This window comes from Streptomyces sp. NPDC050738 (assembly GCF_040654175.1).
Classification (GTDB): domain Bacteria; phylum Actinomycetota; class Actinomycetes; order Streptomycetales; family Streptomycetaceae; genus Streptomyces.
On record NZ_JBFAHN010000001.1, the window covers coordinates 471831 to 488784 of the forward strand.

16 protein-coding genes are annotated in these 16954 nt (G+C 71.3%); 10 read left to right on the forward strand and 6 right to left on the reverse strand.

What is annotated here, in order from left to right; translation table 11 throughout:
- Positions 1–7 precede the first annotated feature (7 nt).
- The 9 genes from AB0H78_RS02230 (at position 8) to AB0H78_RS02270 (ending at position 9795) form a co-directional block, all read left to right on the forward strand.
- The gene (locus tag AB0H78_RS02230; RefSeq protein ID WP_363232294.1) at positions 8–424 is read left to right on the forward strand and encodes a hypothetical protein; all 417 of its coding nucleotides are present in this window, start codon (positions 8–10) and stop codon (positions 422–424) included.
- A gap of 40 nt (positions 425–464) precedes the next feature.
- Complete coding sequence (locus AB0H78_RS02235; protein ID WP_363232295.1) at positions 465–1106, forward strand: PadR family transcriptional regulator; 642 nt, start codon at positions 465–467, stop codon at positions 1104–1106.
- 89 nt (positions 1107–1195) lie between these two features.
- Positions 1196–1948: an ABC transporter ATP-binding protein gene (locus tag AB0H78_RS02240; protein ID WP_363232296.1), complete on the forward strand. Its 753-nt coding sequence runs from the start codon at positions 1196–1198 to the stop codon at positions 1946–1948.
- Positions 1945–4809, forward strand: coding sequence for an ABC transporter permease (locus AB0H78_RS02245; RefSeq protein WP_363232297.1), 2865 nt, complete (start codon positions 1945–1947; stop codon positions 4807–4809). Before AB0H78_RS02240 ends, AB0H78_RS02245 begins: the two co-directional genes overlap by 4 nt.
- Positions 4810–4914: 105 nt before the next feature.
- Positions 4915–5472, forward strand: coding sequence for a bacterial proteasome activator family protein (locus tag AB0H78_RS02250; protein WP_363232298.1), 558 nt, complete (start codon positions 4915–4917; stop codon positions 5470–5472).
- A gap of 76 nt (positions 5473–5548) precedes the next feature.
- Entirely contained in the window at positions 5549–6403 is an 855-nt protein-coding gene (locus tag AB0H78_RS02255; RefSeq protein ID WP_363232299.1) for an NTP transferase domain-containing protein, read from the forward strand.
- On the forward strand, positions 6400–7716 hold the full coding sequence (locus AB0H78_RS02260; protein ID WP_363232300.1) for a molybdopterin molybdotransferase MoeA: 1317 nt from the start codon (positions 6400–6402) through the stop codon (positions 7714–7716). The genes AB0H78_RS02255 and AB0H78_RS02260 overlap by 4 nt, the downstream gene beginning before the upstream one ends.
- Positions 7713–8807 (forward strand): potassium channel family protein, encoded by a 1095-nt coding sequence (locus tag AB0H78_RS02265; protein ID WP_363232301.1) that lies wholly within the window; start codon positions 7713–7715, stop codon positions 8805–8807. The genes AB0H78_RS02260 and AB0H78_RS02265 overlap by 4 nt, the downstream gene beginning before the upstream one ends.
- Positions 8808–8817: 10 nt before the next feature.
- Entirely contained in the window at positions 8818–9795 is a 978-nt protein-coding gene (locus tag AB0H78_RS02270) for an NAD(P)H-quinone oxidoreductase (protein WP_363232302.1), read from the forward strand.
- Positions 9796–9847: 52 nt separating this feature from the next.
- Here AB0H78_RS02270 and AB0H78_RS02275 read toward each other — a convergent pair whose 3' ends face one another.
- The 3 genes from AB0H78_RS02275 to pdhA are packed head-to-tail and all read right to left on the reverse strand — an operon-like array spanning position 9848 to position 13277.
- Complete coding sequence (locus AB0H78_RS02275) at positions 9848–11140, reverse strand: dihydrolipoamide acetyltransferase family protein (protein ID WP_363232303.1); 1293 nt, start codon at positions 11138–11140, stop codon at positions 9848–9850.
- Positions 11140–12150, reverse strand: a complete 1011-nt coding sequence (locus AB0H78_RS02280) for an alpha-ketoacid dehydrogenase subunit beta (protein WP_363232304.1) — start codon at positions 12148–12150, stop codon at positions 11140–11142. Before AB0H78_RS02280 ends, AB0H78_RS02275 begins: the two co-directional genes overlap by 1 nt.
- Positions 12147–13277 (reverse strand): pyruvate dehydrogenase (acetyl-transferring) E1 component subunit alpha, encoded by a 1131-nt coding sequence (gene pdhA, locus AB0H78_RS02285; protein WP_363232305.1) that lies wholly within the window; start codon positions 13275–13277, stop codon positions 12147–12149. Before pdhA ends, AB0H78_RS02280 begins: the two co-directional genes overlap by 4 nt.
- Before the next feature lie 187 nt (positions 13278–13464).
- Between pdhA and AB0H78_RS02290 the strand changes: the two genes are divergently transcribed.
- Positions 13465–13977 (forward strand): Lrp/AsnC family transcriptional regulator, encoded by a 513-nt coding sequence (locus tag AB0H78_RS02290; RefSeq protein WP_363232696.1) that lies wholly within the window; start codon positions 13465–13467, stop codon positions 13975–13977.
- Here AB0H78_RS02290 and AB0H78_RS02295 read toward each other — a convergent pair.
- From AB0H78_RS02295 to AB0H78_RS02305, 3 genes are read right to left on the reverse strand one after another with little or no spacing between them, the layout of a single operon-like run.
- Complete coding sequence (locus tag AB0H78_RS02295) at positions 13958–14713, reverse strand: hypothetical protein (RefSeq protein WP_363232306.1); 756 nt, start codon at positions 14711–14713, stop codon at positions 13958–13960. The two genes, AB0H78_RS02290 and AB0H78_RS02295, sit on opposite strands and share 20 nt — an antisense overlap.
- A gap of 34 nt (positions 14714–14747) precedes the next feature.
- Entirely contained in the window at positions 14748–15347 is a 600-nt protein-coding gene (locus tag AB0H78_RS02300) for a TetR/AcrR family transcriptional regulator (protein WP_363232307.1), read from the reverse strand.
- Positions 15344–16855 (reverse strand): 3-hydroxyacyl-CoA dehydrogenase, encoded by a 1512-nt coding sequence (locus AB0H78_RS02305; RefSeq protein ID WP_363232309.1) that lies wholly within the window; start codon positions 16853–16855, stop codon positions 15344–15346. Before AB0H78_RS02305 ends, AB0H78_RS02300 begins: the two co-directional genes overlap by 4 nt.
- Between the last annotated feature and the right edge of the window lie 99 nt (positions 16856–16954).

The following is a 16954-nucleotide window of genomic DNA, read 5'->3' on the forward strand; positions in this document are numbered from 1 at the left end:
TGGCTGCATGATCGCTCTGGTGGCGCTGGCCGTGCTGTCCCTGCCTGCCTCGGTGTACGCCGACGAACCCGCGGCGCCCCGCCCGCAGAGCGCGTCGCCCAGCGCCGCATCCACCGTTTCGCCCGGCCCCTCACTGGCCGGATCGGCCGCCGGGGCGGGCCGGGCGCTGCCGGGACGCGGGCCGAACCCTTTCGGGGCACCGACCGACATCCCTGATCCGGTCCCCCTCGCCGAAGAAATCCAGCCGCCCCCGCCTCCCAGCCCCCGCCCTTCGCACACCCCCGCCGCGGCCGCCAGGAAGCCCGCAGCCCAGGCCGTTTCCGGGCCGACTCCACTGGAGATCCGCGTCGAGGTGCTGGGGGGCGGACTTGCCCTGGTGGGTCTCGGTTTGGGCTTCCTCGGGATGCGCCTGCGCAGGCCGTAGAGGCTTGCTTTCCCCGACATACTCGGTATACATACTCAGTATGTCGATCCGCCACGGGCTCCTCGCCCTCCTTGAGCGGGGCCCTCGCTACGGCTCCCGGCTCCGCAGCGAATTCGAGTCGCGCACCGGTGCCACCTGGCCCCTCAACGTCGGACAGGTCTATACGACCCTCAACCGTCTGGAGCGCGACGGGATGGTCGTGCAGGAGGGCGTGGACGAGGCCGGCCACGCGCTGTACGCCATCACCGACGACGGCCGCCAGGAGCTGAAGAACTGGTACGAGGCACCCGTCGACCGCACCAGCCCGGCCCGCGACGAGCTGTCGATCAAGCTCGCGATGGCCGTCGGGGCACCCGGCGTGGACATCCGCGGGGTCATCCAGTCCCAGCGCCATCACACCGTGAAGGCGATGCAGGACTACACCCGGCTCAAATCCCAGGCCCTCACCGCCATCGAGAAGGCCGGTGCCGCGGGCACACAGGAACGCGACGACGTGGCCTGGCTGCTCGTCCTGGAACAGCTGATCTTCCAGACCGAGGCCGAGGCCCGCTGGCTCGACCACTGCGAGGCGCGGCTGATCAGGCTCTCGGCGGCGGTCGCGCGGGGGACGGGGCAGAACGCCGACCGCACGGCGGCCGCACCATCCGCCGCCTCCACGGCGCCCCGCACCACCGGCCGCTGACCGCTCACCACCGGCCGTCGACCGCTCACCGCTGAGCGCCGGCCGCTCTTCCGTCCGTACGTCCGCACGTCCAGGGGGGACCCCTCACCATGTCCGACCACCCGACACAGCCGCCCCGGCAGCCGGTGCTGCAGCTGAAGGAACTGACCCGCGTGCACGGCAGCGGCGCCACCGAGGTGCACGCCCTGCGCGGTATCAACCTCGATGTCTTCCCCGGTGAACTCGTCGCCGTCATGGGCCCGTCCGGCTCCGGGAAGTCCAGCCTGCTCACCATCGCGGGCGGCCTCGACAACCCGACCTCGGGTCAGGTGATCGTCGAGGGGACCGACATCACCACGTCGAGCCGCAAGGTGCTCGCCGCGCTGCGCAGGCGCTCCATCGGTTACGTGTTCCAGGACTACAACCTCATCCCCGCGCTCACCGCCGCGGAGAACGTCGCCCTGCCGCGTGAACTCGACGGCGTATCGGCGCGCAAGGCCCGTACCGAAGCCATGGCGTCACTCGAGGAGATGGACCTGGCGCACCTCGCCGACCGCTTCCCCGACGAGATGTCCGGAGGCCAGCAGCAGCGCATCGCCATCGCCCGCGCCCTGGTCGGCGACCGGCGCCTCGTGCTCGCGGACGAGCCGACCGGTGCGCTGGACTCCGAGACCGGTGAATCCGTACTGGCCCTGCTGCGTGCCCGCTGCGACGGCGGAGCGGCCGGGGTCCTCGTCACGCACGAGCCGCGCTTCGCGGCCTGGGCGGACCGGGTGGTCTTCCTCCGCGACGGCGGCGTCGTCGACCAGACCGTGCGCAGCGACGCCGAATCGCTCCTGACCGGCCAGGCGGCCGAACTGTGAACCGTTGGTTCCACTCCTGGCGCGCCGCGATCCGTATCGCCCGCCGCGACGCCTGGCGCTACAAGGGACGCAGCTTCCTCGTCCTCGCCATGATCGCGCTGCCGATCCTCGGCGTGAGCGCCGCCGATCTGACCCTGCGCAGTTCCGACCTCTCCACCGAGCAGGCCATGGACCGGTCCCTGGGGCGGGCCGATGCGCGGGTACGTGACCCGGAGATGGGCGGCGTCGCCCTCTTCCAGGACCCCGACGGAAATCAGAACCAGCCGGCGAAGGACATCAAGGACGGCGATTCCTGGCCCGAGGGAAAGACCGATCTCTCCAAGATCATCCCGGCAGGGGCCAAAACCCTTGAGGATTCGACGAGTTCGGGCAAGTTCCGCACCACGCACGGGCTGCTGTACGCGGACATCCGTGAGCTGAAGGCCACGGACCCGATGGCCAAGGGCATCATGAGCCTCACCGACGGCCGCTTCCCCGAGAAGGCCGGCGAGGTCGCCGCGACCACCCAGTTCCTGAAGTCCAGCGGGCTGGATGTCGGATCGTTGCTTTCCGTACGCGGGGTGGAAGGCACGAAGTACACGATCGTCGGCGCCTACGAACTGCCCAGCGAGCTCAAGACCGATCAGATCAACGCGCTTCCCGGCACCTTCATCGACCCGCTCAACAAGGCGCTCAAGGCGGTCGATCTGCCCACGTCGGACAAGAGCACCACTCAACTGGTCACCGTGGCCGGTGGTTTCACGTGGAACATGGTCAAGGAGGCCAACACCAAGGGCGCGATGGTCACCTCGCGACTGGTGGCCCTGAACCCGCCCGCCCGCTCCGAGGTGCCGCTGTTCCAGAAGCCCGACTGGAGCAGCTACGAAAGCAGCAACGCCGCCAAGGCCGAGCTGGTCGCGGCCTTCGCCACCATCGTGGGCCTGGCCATCCTGGAGATCTGCCTGCTCGCAGGCCCCGCGTTCGCGGTCGGCGCCCGGCGCTCGCGCCGTCAGCTCGGCCTCGTGGGCGCCAACGGCGGTGAGCGCAGGCACATCCGGGCCATCGTGCTCTCCGGCGGTCTGGTGATCGGCATCGCGGCCGCGGTCGTGGGAACCGTCCTCGGCCTCCTGCTCACCTTCGCGCTCCAGCCGCTGCTGGAGGACTACATCGGCAAGCGCTTCGGCAGCTTCGACGTACGGCCGCTGGAACTCCTCGGCATCGGGCTGCTCGCCGTCTTCACCGGCCTGATGGCGGCGGTCGTGCCCGCCATCACCTCGTCCCGCGAGACCGTCCTCGCCTCGCTCACCGGCCGTCGCGGGGTGCGCCGCTCCAACCGCGTACTGCCGGCGCTCGGCCTGATCGCGGTCCTCCTCGGTGCGGCGATCGCCCTGTACGGATCCACGATGTCCAGCTCCTCGCTGATCGTCGGGGGCGGCAGCGCTGTCGCCGAACTGGGCGTGGTCGCACTCACCCCGGCCCTGGTCGGCCTCTTCGGCCGGGCCGGCAGCATCCTGCCGCTCTCCCCGCGGCTGGCGCTGCGCGACGCTGTACGCAACCGGGGCCGTACGGCTCCCGCGGTGGCCGCGGTGCTGGCCGCCGTCGCGGGCACGGTCGCGGTGGCGACGTACACGGCGAGCAGCGAGGCCCAGCAGAAGGCCGCCTACACGGCCACGCTGCCCTACGGTGCGGTCGCCGTGACCTCCTCCGAGGCCGGTGGGCGCGATGTGCCGCAGGTGCGCAACGCGGTGCAGAAGGACCTGCCGGTGGATGTACGGGCCGATGTGGACCGGGTCGTCGTCGGGAAGGTGACCTGCGAGTCGTACAGCGATGCGCCGGGCTGCGGACGCTATGAGGTCGCCGTGCCCAAGGCCAACGTCTGCCCGCTGTACGCCCCGTCCGCGGACGGCACGGATCCCTCGGCGAAGTTCAGCGTGGAGGAGCGCCGCAAGCTCAGCAAGGACTGGCGCTGCCTGCGCACGAACGACGGCATGCTTGAGGTCGACAACGGTCTGTTGGTCGCCGACGCGAAGCTGCTGAAGGTGCTGGGCATCAACGATCCGGCGTCGGAACAGGCCCTGTCCGAGGGGAAGATCGTCTCCTTCGACAAGCCCAGCCTCACCTCGCGGGGCACGATCGACGTCCGTCTGATCACCGACCCCAAGGCCGCCGACGAAGCCGCGTCCAAAGGCAAGGACGCCCCCGGTGCGATCAAGTCCTTCGCCGCACACCAGGCGTCGGGATCCCCCAGGACCTACGGCGTCTCCCTGATCATGCCGCCGTCCACGGCGAAGGCCGCGGGCCTCACCACGGTCCCGTTCGGTGCGTACTTCACGACCGACCAGATGCCCGGCAGCGCCCAGAAGCAGCGTCTGGACAGCGACATCGACCAGATCGGCGCCGAGATCAACCTGCACATCGAGGAGGGCTACACCGCCGAGAGCAACATCGTCCTGCTGGCGCTGACCATCTTCGCCGGACTCATCACGATCGGCGCCGCGGGCATCGCCACCGGCCTCGCCCAGGCGGACGCCGAGGCCGACCTCAAGACGCTCGCCGCGGTGGGAGCGGCACCCAGGGTGCGCCGTACCCTCAGCGGATTCCAGTGCGGGGTGGTGGCCGTGATGGGTGTGGTGCTCGGCTCGGCGGCCGGCGTCCTGCCCGCGATCGGGCTGAGGTTCACCGAGAAGCGCCAGGAGATGGGCTTCTACCAGGACATGCTCGACCAGGGATACGGCGGGTCGAACCCGATTCCGTACGTCCCCGTCGTCGTCCCCTGGGCCACCCTGGCCGCGCTGCTCATCGCCGTCCCGCTGGGCGCGGCGCTGCTGGCGGCGCTGGTCACGCGCTCGAACGGGGCACTGTCCCGGCGGGCGGCCGTCTGACCCGTACGACCGGATCCCGGGCCTCCTGTGCCCCCGTACGAGGGTGGATCACCCTCGTACGGGGGCACACCGTCAGGTGAGTCAGGTGTACGAGAGAATGACGGCATGGAGATGCCGAGGAGTGAACGGTCGGAACGGTCGCAGGAGCACCCGCAGGTCCTAGTGGTGGGACAGGACGGGATGGCGCTCGGCGGCGGGACCGGCAGTGGTGACGAGTCGCGCGAGGTCCCAGTGACAGAGATGGTCGAACAGCCCGCGAAGGTCATGCGCATCGGCAGCATGATCAAGCAACTTCTCGAGGAAGTCCGTGCGGCTCCTCTGGACGAGGCGAGCAGGGTCCGCCTCAAGAACATCCACGCCAGTTCGGTGAAGGAGCTGGAGGACGGTCTCGCCCCCGAGCTCGTCGAGGAACTGGAACGCCTCTCCCTCCCCTTCACCGACGAGGCGATCCCCTCCGAGTCCGAACTGCGCATCGCGCAGGCCCAGTTGGTGGGCTGGCTCGAAGGCCTCTTCCACGGCATCCAGACGGCCCTGTTCGCCCAGCAGATGGCGGCACGGGCCCAGCTGGAACAGATGCGCCGCGCACTGCCCCCCGGCACGGGCGGTCACGACGACGACGATGACGACGGCCACGGAGCGGTCCGCTCGGGGCCGTACCTCTAGAGACGACGCCAGGGGCGGGAGGAACAGCGGGCGCTGCCCCGTTCCCCCCGCCCCTTCGGCACCCCATACTCACCGGATGACCACCTACGACGCCGTCGTTCTCGCAGGCGGAGCGGCCAGACGGCTCGGCGGGGCCGACAAACCCGGGCTCACCGTCGGCGGCCGCGCCCTGCTCGACCGGGTGCTCGCGGCCTGTTCCGGGGCGCGATCGACCGTCGTGGTCGGCGACCGGCGTACGACCGCACGAGCTGTGCTCTGGGTACGTGAAGACCCGCCGGGCGGCGGCCCGTTGGCCGCACTGGACGCCGGTGTCCGCGCCACCCGCGCCGACCTGCTCCTCGTGCTCTCCGCGGATCTGCCCTTCCTGGACGAGCAGACCGTGACGACGCTGCTCGCCGCGCTCGACGGCGGCAGACAGGAAGCCGCCCTGCTCACGGACCCGGGCGGCCGCGACCAACCCCTCGTCGCCGCCTACCGCGCGGAGCCTCTCCGCCGTGAACTGGCGCTTCTCGCCGCCGAGCACGGCGCCCTCTCGGGCCTGCCCCTCCGGCTGCTCACCGCCGAACTCGACCTCGCCCGCGTCGCCGCCGACCCTGCCACGTCCCTCGCGTCCTTCGACTGCGACACCTGGGAGGACATCGCCACGGCAAGGGCCCGCATCAGGGAGCATGGACACGTGCTGGATGAATGGATCACCGCAGTCAAGGCCGAACTCGGCATCGAGCTCGACGTCGACACCGGCGTCCTCCTCGACCTGGCCCGCGATGCCGCACACGGTGTCGCCAGGCCCGCCGCTCCACTGACCACCTTCCTGGTGGGATACGCGGCGGCCAAGGCCGAGAAGGACGGCCCCGAAGCCGTCGCCGAGGCGGCCCGCAAGGCCGCGGCCCTCGCCAACCAGTGGGCGGCAGAAGCGAACGAGGCCGGATGAGCGACGCACAAGGCCTCCAGGACGACGGTGTCGACGAGGCCCTCGCCCTGGTGAACACGGCGCCGCCGCCCGCCCTGCCGCAGCCGGCCTCCTCCGAGCGCCACCGGGCCGCGCCCGAGCGCCACCGGGCCACCCCCTGGCCCGAGGCCCGCGCCCGCGCCGCGCAGGCCGGCCGCTCCACGCCCGTACGGACCCGGCGCACCCCGCTCGACGACGCCCTCGGGCAGATCCTCGCCGAGCCCCTCACCGCGCTGACCGACCTGCCGTCCTTCGACACCTCCGCGATGGACGGCTGGGCCGTGGCGGGTCCGGGCCCCTGGCAGATCCGGCAGGACAGCATCCTCGCCGGACGTGCCGCGCCCGGCCCGCTCCCCGACGGGGAGGCCGTACGCATCGCCACCGGTGCCCGCATCCCGGCCGACGCCACCGCCGTCATCCGCTCCGAGCACGCCCGCACCGACGAGGCCGGGCGTCAGCTGTACGCCCTGCGCGACGTCGTCACCGGTCAGGACATCCGCCCGCGCGGTCAGGAGTGCCGCTCCGGCGACCATCTGCTGCCCACGGCCTCGCTGGTGACCCCCGCCGTGCTGGGCCTCGCCGCGGCCGCCGGGTACGACACGCTGCTCACCGTCCCCCGCCCCACCGTCGAAGTCCTCGTCCTGGGTGACGAGTTGCTGGCCGAGGGGCTTCCGCACGACGGGCTGATCCGCGACGCACTGGGGCCGATGATCGGGCCCTGGCTGCGTTCGCTGGGCGCCGAGGTCACCGCCACCCGTCGTCTGGGCGACGACGCGCGCGCACTCCACAAGGCCGTGACGACCTCCGAGGCCGACCTGGTCGTGACCACCGGCGGCACCGCTTCGGGCCCCGTCGACCACGTCCACCCGACCCTGCGCAAGGCAGGCGCGGAGCTCCTGGTCGACGGTGTCGCCGTACGCCCCGGCCACCCGATGCTGCTGGCCCGCCTCGCACCCGGGCGCCACCTCGTGGGCCTGCCCGGCAACCCCCTCGCAGCGGTCTCGGGCCTGCTCACCCTGGCCGAGCCCCTGTTGCGTACGCTCTCCGGGCGCGAAGCCCCGGTGCCGTACACCTCGGCAGTACGGGACGCGGTGCACGGCCACCCGCACGACACCCGCCTCGTCCCCGTCGTGCACCACGGGGACGAAGCCGTGCCACTGCACTTCAACGGGCCCGCGATGCTCCGGGGAATGGCGGGCGCGGACGGGCTCGCCGTCGTCCCGCCGGGCGGTGCGCGGGCCGGCCAGGAGCTGGCCGTCATCGATCTGCCGTGGACCGGGGAGTGTTTCACGTGAAACTTTCCGGCCACGACGCCCTCGACCGCCCGGTCGGCGAGGGCCTGACCACGCGGCGCGTGAAGCTCCCGCGACGCGTCGTCGAGCGCCCGATGCGCCAGGTCGCCAGGCGCGTAGTGATCGCGCTGCTCGTCCTGGTGAGCACCGCGATGATCGTCTGGCTCGACCGCTCCGGCTACCACGACAACGCCGACGGCAAGGTCGACCTGCTCGACGCGTTCTACTACGCGACGGTCACCCTCTCCACCACGGGCTACGGCGACATCGTCCCGTACAGCGACACCGCCCGGCTGGCGAACATCCTGCTGATCACGCCGCTGCGCGTGCTGTTCCTGATCATCCTGGTCGGCACCACTCTCGAGGTCCTCACGGAGCGGACCCGGGAGGAGTTCCGGCTGAAACGCTGGAGGACCCAGTTGCGTGACCACACCGTCGTCATCGGCTTCGGCACCAAGGGCCGCTCGGCGATCCAGACCCTGTGCGCGACGGGCCTGAAGAAGGAACAGATCGTCGTCGTCGACCCCAGCCCGAAGGTCATCGAGGCGGCGAACGCGGACGGGTTCGTCGGAGTGGTCGGAGACGCCACGCGCAGCGACGTACTCCTGCGGGCCGAATTGCAGCGGGCCCGCCAGATCGTCATCGCCACCCAGCGCGACGACACCGCCGTGCTGGTCACGCTGACGGCACGCCAGCTCAACCGGGGCGCCAAGATCGTGGCCGCGGTCCGCGAGGAGGAGAACGCACCGCTGCTGAAGCAGTCCGGTGCGGACGCGGTGATCACGAGCGCCAGCGCGGCGGGCCGGCTGCTGGGTCTGTCCGTTCTCAGCCCCAGCGCGGGCACGGTGATGGAGGACCTGATCCAGCAGGGCAGCGGCCTCGACCTGGTCGAGCGGCCGGTGCGCAAGCCCGAGGTCGGCAGACACGTCCGGGAAGTCGAGGACCTGGTGGTGACCGTGAAGCGCGGGCACCGGCTCCTGGGGTACGACAGCCCCGAGGCGAGCCCCCTGCAGGCCATGGACCGGCTGATCGCGATCGTGCGGGTGTCGGCGGCGGCCGGAGCCGTCGAGCACGGGGCAGGCGGCCGGGAGTAGCCTCGCGGGCATGCATGCGATCACGATCCCCGAGCCCGGCGGTCCCGAGGCGCTTGTCTGGACCGAAGTCCCCGATGTCGTGCCCGGCGAGGGCGAAGTCCTCGTCGAGGTGGTGGCCGCGGCCGTCAACCGTGCCGATGTGCTGCAGCGGCAGGGCTTCTACGAGCCGCCGCCCGGCGCCTCCCCCTATCCCGGCCTGGAGTGCTCGGGGCGCATCACGGCGCTCGGTTCCGGCGTCGCGGGATGGGCGGTCGGCGACGAGGTGTGCGCGCTGCTGAGCGGTGGCGGGTACGCCGAGCAGGTGGCGGTCCCGGTGGGGCAGCTGCTGCCCGTGCCGGACGGGGTCGACCTGGCCATGGCTGCGGCGCTGCCCGAGGTCGTGTGCACGGTGTGGTCGAACGTCTTCATGGTGGCCCATCTGCGGCCCGGCGAGACCCTGTTGGTGCACGGCGGCGCGAGCGGCATCGGCACCATGGCGATCCAGCTGGCCAAGGCGATCGGTGCGCGGGTGGCCGTCACCGCGGGCGGGCCTGACAAGCTCGCCCGGTGCGCCGAGCTCGGTGCGGACATCCTCATCGACTACCGCGCACAGGACTTCGTGGAGGAGATCCACAAGGCCACCGACGGGGCCGGGGCGGACGTCATCCTCGACATCGTCGGGGCGAAGTACCTGGAGCGGAACGTGGCCGCCCTGGCACTCAGCGGACGCCTCGCGATCATCGGGATGCAGGGCGGTGTGAAGGGCCAGTTGAACCTCGGGGCGCTGATGGCGAAGCGGGCGGCCGTGACGGCCACCTCGCTGCGGGCCCGGCCGCTGGGGGAGAAGGCGGCCATCGTCGCCGCCGTACGGGAACATGTCTGGCCGCTGATCCCGGCGGGCCGCGTACGCCCGGTCGTGGACCAGGAGCTGCCCCTGTCCCAGGCCGCGGAGGCCCACCGCGCCCTGGACACGGGCACGCACGTGGGCAAGATCCTGCTCAGGGCGTAGAGGTACGACGCGGGTCCCGCTGTACGTTCGCGGCGGGACCCGCGGTCGCCTTCTAGAGCCCCCGCAGGAGCACCGCCGGCTGTTCGACGCAGTCGGCCACGTAGCGGAGGAAGCCGCCCGCCGTTCCCCCGTCGCACACCCGGTGGTCGAAGGTCAGCGACAGCTGGACCACCTGCCGGACGGCGAGTTCGCCGCCATGCACCCATGGCTTGGGCACGATCCGTCCGACCCCGAGCATCGCGGCCTCCGGGTGGTTGATGATCGGCGTGGAGCCGTCGACGCCGAACACCCCGTAGTTGTTCAGGGTGAAGGTGCCGCCGGTCAGGTCGGCGGGGGTGAGCGCGCCCTCCCTGGCCGCCTCCGTCAGGCGCCCGAACTCCTCGTTGAGCGATTCCGTGCTGCGGCCGCCCGCGTCCCGGACCACCGGCACGACCAGACCGCGCTGCGTCTGGGCCGCGAAGCCCAGGTGGACGGAGGGCAGGCGGACGATCTCCCTGGCCGCCGTGTCCACGGTGGAGTTGAGCTCGGGGAAGCGGGCGAGCGCGGCCGTGCAGATGCGGGCGAGCAGGGCCAGGACCGAGATCTTGGGGGAGCCGGCCGCGTTCATCGCCGCCCGCACCGCCATCAACTCGGTCGCGTCCGCGTCCACCCAGCACGTCGCGTCCGGTATCTCATGCCGGCTGCGGGAGAGCTTGTCGGCGACGGCGCCGCGTACGCCCCGCAGAGGGATACGGGACGGGTCGGGGCGCCGTATCGCCTGCTCGACGTCGGAGCGCAGGATCAGCCCCTCGGGGCCTGAACCCGTCAACTCCCGCAGATCGAGGGCGTTCTCGCGGGCGAGGCGGCGCACAAGGGGAGATATCACCGGGATCGGGCCCGCGCCGGCTGCCGCCGGGGCGGTCCGCACGGACGCGGCACTCACCGTCCCTGCCCGAGCCAGGGCGGTCGGGGCCGGGGCCGGAGCGGTCGGGGCCTGGGCGGCGGCCGGCCTGATACGCCGCCTGCGCGCCGCAGGCGACCCCGTGCCGTACCCCACCAGGACGTTCCCCGAGGAGTCGTCGCCGGAGGAACCGCCGTCCGGGTCCGGGGATTCCTCCTGCGAACCCACGGCGACCGTCAACAGGGGCGAGCCGACCGGGAGTTCCGACCCCTCCTCGCCGAAGCGGGCCGTCACCACGCCTCCGTACGGGCACGGCACCTCGACCAGCGCCTTCGCCGTCTCGACCTCGACCACCGGCTGATCGATGGCCACCACATCGCCCACCGCCACCAGCCAGCGCACGATCTCCGCCTCGGTCAGCCCCTCGCCGAGGTCGGGCAGCCGGAATTCCAGTACCTGTGGCATCAGGCCTCCCACTGCAGTCGCGCCACCGCGTCCAGGACCCTGTCCACACCCGGCAGATGGTGCCGCTCCAGCATCGGCGGCGGGTAGGGGATGTCGAATCCGGCGACCCTCAGCACGGGCGCCTCCAGGTGGTGGAAGCACCGCTCGGTGACCCGCGCGGCTATCTCCCCGCCAGGACCCCCGAAACCGGCCGACTCATGGACCACGACCGCCCGGCCCGTGCGCCGTACCGAGGCACAGACCGTCTCGTCGTCGAAGGGCACCAGGGACCGCAGGTCGACGACCTCCAGGTCCCAGCCCTCCTCCTTGGCCGCCTCGGCCGCCTCCAGGCAGACCGGCAGGGAGGGTCCGTACGTGATGAGCGTGGCGCTGCGTCCGGTGCGCCGGACGACCGCCCTGCCGATGGGCTCGACGGGGTGCGGCGACCAGTCGGCCTTCGACCAGTAGAGCCGCTTGGGCTCCAGGAAGACCACCGGGTCGTCGCAGGCGATGGCCTCTCGCAGCAGCCCATAGGCGTCGGCGACCGTGGCCGGGGCGACGACCTGGAGTCCCGGGGTCGCCATGTAGTAAGCCTCGGAGGAGTCGCTGTGGTGCTCCACACCGCCGATCCCGCCCCCGTACGGCACCCGCACCACGATCGGCAGCGGCATCGCGCCACGCGTGCGGTTGCGCATCTTCGCGACATGGCTGATGAGCTGCTCGAAGGCCGGGTACGCGAACGCGTCGAACTGCATCTCGACGACCGGCCGCAGCCCGTACATCGCCATGCCCACGGCCGTCCCCAGGATCCCCGCCTCGGCGAGCGGGGTGTCGGTGCACCGGTCCTCGCCGAACTCCTTGGCGAGCCCGTCGGTGACCCGGAAGACACCGCCCAGCGTCCCGACGTCCTCCCCGAGCACATGCACCCGAGGGTCCTCGGCCATCGCGTCGCGCATCGCACGCTGCAGGGCCTGCGCCATGGTGGCGGGTCCGGCCGGCGTCGTGCGCGCCGCTGTGGTCGCCGTGCTCATCGTTCCGCCTCGGCTTCGAGTTCGGTGCGGAGCAGTTCGGCCTGCTCCCGCAGCTGGGTGGTCTGTTCCGCGTAGACCTGCGCGAAGAGGTCCGCCGGGTCGAGCACCGGGTCGGCGTTCATCCGCGCCCGCAGATCCGCCGCCATCGTCTCGGCGCCCTCGCGCACGGCCTGTATCGCCTCTTCGTCGAGCAGCCCGCGTCCCGTCAGCTCCCGCTCCAGCAGGGCGAGCGGGTCGTGTGCGCGCCAGGCCTCGACCTCCGCGTCGCCGCGGTAGCGGGTCGCGTCGTCGGCGTTCGTATGGGCTTCCATGCGGTACGTCACCGCCTCGACCAGCGTCGGACCGCCGCCGGACCTGGCCCGGAGCATCGCCTCGCTCAGCACCTCGTGCACCGCCGCCGCGTCGTTCCCGTCGACCAGCCGGCCCGGCATTCCGTACCCGACGGCCTTGTGGGCCAGGGAGGGGGCCGCGGTCTGCTTGGCCAGCGGCACGGAGATCGCGAAGCCGTTGTTCTGTACGAGGAAGACGACCGGGGCCTGCCAGACGGCGGCGAAGTTCAGCGCCTCGTGGAAATCGCCCTCGCTGGTCCCGCCGTCACCGACCATGGCCAGCGCCACCACGTCGTCCCCGGCCAGCCGGGCGGCGTGCGCGAGGCCCACCGCATGGGGGAGCTGGGTGGCGAGCGGTGTGCAGAGCGGGGCGATCCGGTGCTCCCGCGGGTCGTACCCGGTGTGCCAGTCGCCCCGCAGCAGGGTCAGGGCCTCCACGGGGTCCAGGCCGCGCGCGACGGCCGCCAGGGTGTCGCGGTAGCTCGGGAAGAGCCAGTCCTGCTCCTGGAGGACCAGCGCGGCCGCGATCTCGCAGGCCTCCTGACCGGTGGAGGAGGGGTAGACGGCGAGCCTGCCCTGTTTGGTGAGGGCGGTCGCCTGGGCGTTGTACCGGCGGCCGCGCACCATGCCCTCGTACAGCCGGCGCATGAGATCGGGGTCGAGCGGGGAATCCGTACCGAGACCGAGCACCCGGTACGGCTCGGGGTCCGGGAGCAGCGGTGCGGGGTCGGTGCGGAACGTGAATGCCGGATAGCCGGACGACACTGCGGCTGCACCGGGCAGCTCTTGGACCGTCATGTCGGACACCTCCTCGTGGGAGCGGGAAGGCGCAGCGAAATGTGATGCGCCTCACCTACCGATTGTTCGGTCGAGAGCGCATTTTGGCTACAGGCACCTCCAGCCTGTGGACAAACGGTTCTCCACAGCCTGAGATAGAGGCAGGTCGTCCATGGTAAGGAGGCGGGGGGACGTGGCAGATGAACAAATGGCCGACGCGGAAAAGGCCGCCGATGCGGCTCCCGCGCGGCCGCTCGACGCGATCGACCGCTCCATCCTGCGGATGCTGCAGAGCGACGGCCGCGCCTCGATCCGCTCCGTGGCCGAGTCCGTCCACGTCTCACGCGCCAACGCCTACGCCCGGATCAACCGGCTCATCGACGACGGGGTGATCCGGGGCTTCAGCGCCCGGGTCAACCATGAACGCGCAGGCCAGGGCTCCTCCGCGTACATCACCCTGAAGATCGTCCAGAACTCCTGGCGCACGGTGCGCCGCCAGCTCCAGGAGCTCCCCGGTGCGGCCCATATCGCCCTGGTCAGCGGCGATTTCGACGTACTGCTGCTGGTGCACAGCGCGGACAACCGGGCGCTGCGCGAGCTCGTGCTGACCAAGCTGCAGTCGATACCGGAGGTGCTGTCCACGCGCACTCTGCTGGTCTTCGAGGAGACGGATCTGGACCCGGGCGCCGCCCCGCCGGACCCTACGAGCCGTACTTCTTGAGGAAGGCCTGCACCGTCGCCCAGTTCTTCGGGTCGTCGAGCAGCGAAACCCCGTGCTGCGAGACGCCCTTGAGGTCGTAGAGCTTGTTCTCCGGGGCCTTCTTGCTCGCCTTGTGCAGCTCCTGGGCCGCCTGCGCGAACTCGGTGTCGCCCTCGCCCGCCATGTAGAGCACCGGCGAGGTCAGCCGGGGAGCGGCCTTCGCGGCATCCATGTCGCCGTACAGCGTGGGCCCGGACAGCGAGACGACCGCGTCCGGCTTCGGCTTGAGCACGGTGGCCGCCTCGACGACGGCAGTGCCGCCCTTGGACGCGCCCATCAGGAGCAGCTTCGTCACCCCCTTGCTGCGCAAGTAGGCGGCGGCGCCGACCAGTTCGGGCACCTCGGAGCCCGTGGAGTTGACGGCGAGGACGCGATAGCCGCTCTTGCCCAGCTCCCTGGCCTTGGCCACCCACTGGCAGACGTCGCCGTCGGCCTGGTGGGCGAGGAGGATCCCGGTGGTGCCCTGGCCCGTCAGGAAGCCGGCCGTGTCCGTGGACTCGGCGCCCTTGCTCTTGAAGGAGACGGATCCCGTCTTCGCCTCGGCAGGGGTGAGGCAACCGAAGTCCGCCGCTGCGGAAGCGGACGCGCTCGGTTGCGCGGAGTCCTTGCCGTCGCTTCCCCCGCAGGCGGTCAGCGAGGCGCCCGCGAGCAGCACTCCGGCACAGATCAGGGCATGAAGACGTACGACAGCGACCATGACGCAGGATCATGATCGCGATCGGTGCGAGCGGTCAACGGCCCGGCGCCGCCCGCAGCCCGTCGAAGGCGAGGCGGACCACGGTCTCGGCCAGTTGGTCCGCCTCCACGCCGCCGTCCGGGTGCGGCCGGTACCACTCGACCAGCGAGTTCACCATCCCGAACAACAGCCGCGTCGCAAGACGAATGTCCACGTCAGAGCGGAGATCGCCGTCGGCGGCTGCCGCCTTCATCAGATCCGAGACCCGCTGGTCGAACTCGCGGCGCCGTTCCATCGCCCAGCGCTCGGTCCTCGTATTGCCACGTACGCGCAGCAGCAGCGTGACGTACGGCAGTTCAGCCATCAGCACCTCGACCGTACGGCGCGTGACGTACTCCATGCGCTCCATCGCACGCCCCTGCGCCGCACCCTCCTCGTCCAGCACTCCGAAGAGCCCGTCGATGGCACGGCTCACCGCGCGGCGCAGGAGCTCCTCCTTGCCGGCGACGTGGTGATAGATCGAGGACTTGGAGATACCGGCGGCCTTGGAGAGGTGCTCCATCGACGTGCCGTCGTATCCTCGCTCGTTGAAGACGGCCACGGCGACGGTGAGGAGGGTCTCGGGGGTGTACGTGTCTCTCTTGGGGGTGGTCATGAGGCGGCCTCTTCGTCGGCTCCGTAACCCTGGCGGAACAGGGCGAGAGAGGGGGCGTAGCGCCCGGTCGGGCAGCGCTCGTCCATCAGGTGCAGCAGGTCGTAGGCCCAGTCCTTGCCGAGCCGCCTGTTCCATTCCACAGGCCCGAGGGGGTAGTTGACGCCCAGGCGCATCGCGGTGTCGATGTCCTCGGCGGAGGCGACACCCTTGGCGACGGCGTCGGCGGTGAGGTCGATCAGCATGGCGACCGTACGGGCGACGATCATCCCCGGTACGTCGCCGATCACGCTGACGTCCTTGCCGAGCTTCTGGAAGAGGCCGACGGCTTCCGCGAGGGCTTCTACTGAGGTGTCATCGGAGGCGGAGAGGGCGATGCGGGTCGCGCCCCTGTAGTCGAGGGCGAGGTCGAAGTAGACGACGTCGGTGTACTCGACGGACGTACGGCCGTCGGCGGGCACGAGCTGCCCGTCGGAGGGGAGCGCGATGTACGGGCCACCGGTCTCGACGGACTTCACCTCGATGCCCGCCTCCTCCATCATCGCGGTCAGCTCGCGGGCGGGACCGAGGTCTCCGACGACGGTGACGGCTGCGGGGGCCTGCTCGGGCGGGGCCGTGTGCGGGACGGGCTGCGCAGCACCCTTCTCGTACGGGAACCAGCCGTGGCCCGACTTGCGCCCGAGCCGGCCGGACTCCACCAGGCGGCGCTGGGCGAGCGAGGGGCGGAACTTGGGGTCCTGGAAGAAGGCGTCCCAGACGGACCGGGTGACGGCCTCGTTCACGTCCTGGCCGATGAGGTCGGTGAGCTCGAAGGGGCCCATCTTGAAACCGCCGCACTCGCGCAGGACGGCGTCGATCGTGGCGGGGTCGGCGGCCCGCTCCTCGTGGACCGCGAAGGCCTCGGCGTAGAACGGGCGGGCGATGCGGTTGACGATGAAGCCGGGGGTGTCGGTGCACCGGACAGGCGTCTTGCCCCAGGCCTTCGCGGTCTCGTACGCGGCTGCGGCGGACTCCTCGGAGGTCGCGAAACCCGAGACGACCTCGACGAGGGGGAGGAGCGGGGCCGGGTTGAAGAAGTGCAGGCCGACGAAGCGGGCGGGGGTGCGCAGCGCGCCCGCGACGGCGGTGACAGAGAGGGACGAGGTGTTGGTGGCCAGCAGACAGCTCTCGTCGACGATCTCTTCGAGGGCGGTGAACAGCTCCTGCTTCACGGGAAGTTGTTCGAGCACCGCCTCGATGACGAGGGCGGCGTCGGCGAGCTCCGCGAGCTCGGCCGCGGGCAGCAGCCGGGCGCGGGCCGCGTCCCGGTCGGCGGCGGTCAGACGCCCCTTCTCGACCAGCCGGTCCAGTCGCGCCGCGATGGCGGTCGCGGCCTCTTCGGCGCGGCCGGGCAGAGCGTCGTAGAGGCGCACGGGGTGCCCGGCGACGAGGGCGACCTGGGCGATGCCCTGGCCCATGGTGCCGGTGCCGACGACGGCGACGGTGCGGTGCTGATCGATGGCGATGGTCATACGGAGATCCTCCCCTACCGAGTTGTCCACAGGTTTGACGGACCCCCTTGTCCCGACCGATCGTTCGGTTACTCTAGCTGTGACCGCCCGTCCCTGCCC